Raw genomic sequence first — 4,397 nt, forward strand, 5'->3', positions numbered from 1 at the left:
GTCCGAAGCCAATTCATCTCCCACCTACTCACTTCGCGTTCCTTGAGGAAGGAGTCTTCTTGGCTAAAATGATAAATCTTCTGGATCTGCATCTCTACAAGCTTCAAAATAATCATTATGTTCTACCATTACTTCCCCTGCTAAATAAACTCCATATTTCATGTTCCTCATTTTCCTTTTCCACTAAAATAGCGTTTTTGTTCTATTTTTCATACTAAGTGAACTGATCTCCAACTCTAAACCAAATCCACTCCTCATATTCTTTGGCTATTTCTTCTTCTGTTACATCGTTATCAAATAAAACCTCTTCTTCAACTTCATGTACAGCAACATCGTATCTACATCTAAAAACAATAGTTTTCATTTCAATACCAACTCTCTACAAGATAACTATTTTATTAAAAATCTTTAATGAGCTAATCCTTACAGTTTTGTAATACTAATGTCACTAAAATCAATTTTTTCACTATAAATTCTTTACTATAATTTTCCTTATACACAAACAAGAATTGTTAAGAAATAACTAAGAATTAATTAGGGAACCGTTAAGCCTCAGTTAAAAAATTTTTCACATAATAAAGTTATAGACATACAATAAGGAGCGATTTAAAAATGTCTTTTTCTCAATTAAATATTGATGCTTTTCGAGCAATCAATGATTTAGGGAAGCAATATTCATCCCTAAACCCAACTATGGTATTTTTGGCGGAATATATGGTGTATTTTTTAGGTTTAATTATTATGGCTTATTGGTTTACTCAATCTAGAAAAAACAAAATGATGATTATTCAAGCGATGGTTGCTTTCGTAACTGCTGAAATAATTGGAAAATTAGCAGGGAATATGCATTTGAATTATCAACCATTTGCAGTATTACCTAATGTTAATAAGCTTGTCGATCATGCAGTAGATAATTCATTTCCTAGCGACCATACGATTCTATTTTTTTCAATTTGTTTTTCATTTTGGCTTGTTCGTAAAAAGATTGGGTGGTTATGGCTTGTACTTGCATTTTGTGTAGCTATTTCTCGTATCTGGGTAGGAGTTCATTATCCTTTCGATGTCGTAACAGGGGCTCTAATAGGAATTATTTCAGCACTATTTTCGTATTGGTTAACACCGAAAATTATATTTATCAAACAATTACTTAATCTTTATGAAAAAATAGAGCAAAATGTAATACCATCCAAAAACAAATCGAACAACTTTTGATTATGGAACACACTAAAAAGATTACATATATTATTGAGTATTCTTTTTCAATATTGTCTAGGCCATTGAGCGCTTTAAAAGGCGCTCTTTATTATTAAATAACGCTTTTGTTGATTTAGAACTAATTAACTATTACTTGAAACATTGGAAATATTCATCCGATGTTTCTTCTAAACACCCATGATATTATTTTATTTAGTTACTAGTTTTCATCAACCCGAGAACTCAGTAGCTACATCTACAGACTCAACTCCTACCCTTTTGAGAGTTGAACTTTTATTTATAAGATTCTCCCCACACTCTCTGCATATTTGTACAAAATTCAAATTTGGTCTTACTTTGTTCCCGTTGATCCAAAGCCCTGATTTCCTCTTTCTGATTCCGATAGCTCGTCTACTTCAACAAAATGAGCTGTTTCTACTGGTGCTATGACGCCTTGGGCAATGCGTGTACCTCGTTCGATAATATGAGCTTTCATATTTGCACTAGTAGGCCTTTCAGTATTATCTACTATGATTCCAACCTCTCCTCTAAAACCACTGTCCACCGTTACAAGAACAACCCTTAACTTTGTATTACGCGTCATACCGCTACGTGGGCGCACCTGCAATTCGTATCCTGGTGGAATCTCGAAAGCTAAGCCAGTTGGTACAACCTTTGTTTCTCCCGGCCATATAGCCGTGTCTTCTGCTGCTACAAGATCGAATCCTGATTGATGCTTTCAATAACTTACGTCAGGGTATGTCCTACGAAGAAGTTACAGCCGCGTTCGGTGAAGAAGGTGATTTAAAAAACAAGGTACATATAGTAACGAATGGAAAAACTATAAAAAAAATCACCCTGCGTATTTTTGGAACTATGACAGCATCTACAATATAGTTTGTGATTTTAGCTATAACAAACTAACGTCATGTAAGAAACAAGAACGTGTTCGAGTGAAAGTGAATGGAACTTGGTATGAAAATTAATCCCATCTAGTTCTTGATTGATGGATTTTTCTTATATAAAAATGGTCGTCAACAAAGGCGATAATTCGCTAAACAACCAGCGTTGTATGTCAAAATGCTGCTAAACAACAAAGAGATACTATGATTTGATTTCATCATAAAAGAAATCTTTTCCAAAACAAAGAAGTGAATCTTTACCAAAAACAAGAAGAGTGCCGATTGACTCTCTTCTTGTTTTTAATTAATCTATTAAAATAGTATCATTTGGTCTTACTATCCTTTTGCTAATCGATCATAATTTACTTGGTTCTTTTCGAAATAGGCCTTCTCCATGTCTTCGTATGTCATGCCCATCTTCGTACCAATTGCCAACAATGCATTTAATGCGAAGGCATAACCAACTTTGCTGCTCTTATTCGCTGTGTAAATCTCCTCAAATAACTGATGGTATCTTATAACATCGAATTCTAATGTTTTCATTGATATTTCTAACGCCTCAATGCCTCTGTCAGAAAATACAAACTCACTATGCCCGTACTTATTACCTAAACTAGCCATAAAGTGCATGCAATCCGCCCATTCATCGTACTGACGCGCTTTATCATCCTTCTTGTTCTTCTTCCAATATTTGAAGAACCCAATCTCATTTGAAAGCTCACCTAACTCCGTATATAACGCCTGTGTCACGTCTCCAGTTAAATTCTGACCTTGTAACCCATGTACCTCAACTACCTTAAGATCTAGCTTGTCCTGCGCTTCAAAAATCTTTTGTATGTTTAACATTTAATTCCGCTCCTTATAGGTAATTTAATAATGTATCTTATGTAAACTAAATATAAGTAAGTAAACAATTTTTCTTTTTGAATGTGCTTCCTTGTTTTCTATTGTGGTAATCCACACAGATTGTTTCTAGATTATCTATATCTAATACGAGTGTTGAATGATGTTCGAGTTCTTTTATATGATGGATAACGAGTTGCATCTTCTTATGCTTCTGTTGTTCTGCTTTGTATTCATTCATGAAGCTTCCCCCTCCAACTAAGCAATATCAAATGTTAGAATGATAATCCATAAAGGTGTTAAAGAAGTGATAAATACTAATGATACAAAACAAGCAGTCTTTTCTATCACATTATTAGATCCCTTCAGTCTATTCAATGGACTTAGAAACGTGGATAAACTTTGACCAATTTTTTAACCAATTTTGTTTTTCCACTCGTGGTTAGTGTTGTGTCTTCTATTTTTAGCAAATGGCTTGATAATCGCCTAGATAATTATAAACACCGTAAAAAACGCTATAACTAACTCCAATAGATCGCGCTCCCTTCAGGATAACTAACTGGAACGTTGGCATTTTTTGCATACTTAATAAATAGCAAAAAAAGCAAGTCTGCTGGAACAGGCTTGCTTTCTGATAGAGCTCTGACAACTCAAAAACCATTTCTCTATATTATTTTAAAATAGTAATTTATGAAAATTATTGCACTCACTTAATAGAGAAATTAAAGTCATGAACCCTTACATAAATATTTTAATGATTACTATAATCAATCGCAAAAATTAAAACAACGATATATAACACTAAATGAATTATTTTTAATGTACGTAATTTCATAATGCATCTCTTAATTTCCACTTAATTAACGAAGGTTGTATTTTTCACTTTCCAGTCTTCAAGTTTAATGCTAACCCAAAAACCATAGATACCTAGTGTAATAACTGTTAGAAGTAGCCATTTAATCCAGTTACCAAACAAGCCAACTGCTGAACCGTTAAATTTCATTCTATGCCCATCAACCACAGTATGGTTAATTTTCCAACCATAAACCATACACAACGCCCACGGATAGCAAATACCAAGCGTGAACACTGTAATAATCGCTCCCAAGATACTCCAACCAATGAAGCTCAAAAGTCCACCATCAAAGAAAGACTGACGCCCCCATTTTGATTCTGGTCCATAGTTACTTCCTGCATTAACGTTTATGTTAATATTTTCTGCCATAAAACACACTCCTTTTCCAGTTTATCGTGATTAGCGCACGTATTTTATTCAATATAATCTTACATATTTTAGCACAAAAATGTTACTTCCATAAATTTTTTAAACGTTTAGTTATTTCATTGGTTCTGTTGCAAAGTTTCCTACATGAAGCTACACTCTAGAAAACAGGATATAGGAGAATCAGACATGAGGTACTTTAAAGGAAAACAATTCAAGAGAGATATCATTTTAGT

The 4,397-nt window shown here is 33.6% G+C and carries 4 protein-coding genes and 2 pseudogenes; 1 reads left to right on the forward strand and 5 read right to left on the reverse strand.

Annotation, left to right across the window (positions count from 1 at the left end):
• Positions 1-214: 214 nt before the first annotated feature.
• Positions 215-364: a hypothetical protein gene (locus tag JDS80_RS30245; RefSeq protein WP_199640768.1), complete on the reverse strand. Its 150-nt coding sequence runs from the start codon at positions 362-364 to the stop codon at positions 215-217.
• 248 nt (positions 365-612) lie between these two features.
• On the opposite strand from JDS80_RS30245, the gene JDS80_RS30250 reads away from it, so the two are divergent.
• Entirely contained in the window at positions 613-1,212 is a 600-nt protein-coding gene (locus JDS80_RS30250; protein ID WP_199640769.1) for an undecaprenyl-diphosphatase, read from the forward strand.
• Between the two features lie 334 nt (positions 1,213-1,546).
• Here JDS80_RS30250 and dut read toward each other — a convergent pair.
• The 4 genes and pseudogenes from dut to JDS80_RS30270 form a co-directional block, all read right to left on the reverse strand.
• Positions 1,547-1,924 (reverse strand): annotated as a pseudogene (dut, locus tag JDS80_RS30255) (dUTP diphosphatase); the annotation flags it as partial.
• 508 nt (positions 1,925-2,432) lie between these two features.
• Positions 2,433-2,942: a dUTP diphosphatase gene (locus tag JDS80_RS30260; RefSeq protein ID WP_199640770.1), complete on the reverse strand. Its 510-nt coding sequence runs from the start codon at positions 2,940-2,942 to the stop codon at positions 2,433-2,435.
• Between the two features lie 46 nt (positions 2,943-2,988).
• Positions 2,989-3,177, reverse strand: a pseudogene (locus JDS80_RS30265) (HNH endonuclease); the annotation flags it as partial.
• 618 nt (positions 3,178-3,795) lie between these two features.
• On the reverse strand, positions 3,796-4,164 hold the full coding sequence (locus JDS80_RS30270; RefSeq protein ID WP_199640772.1) for a DUF898 family protein: 369 nt from the start codon (positions 4,162-4,164) through the stop codon (positions 3,796-3,798).
• Positions 4,165-4,397 lie beyond the last annotated feature (233 nt).

It is taken from the genome of Bacillus cereus group sp. N8 (genome assembly GCF_016483685.1).
GTDB classification, from domain to species: Bacteria; Bacillota; Bacilli; order Bacillales; family Bacillaceae_G; genus Bacillus_A; species Bacillus_A proteolyticus.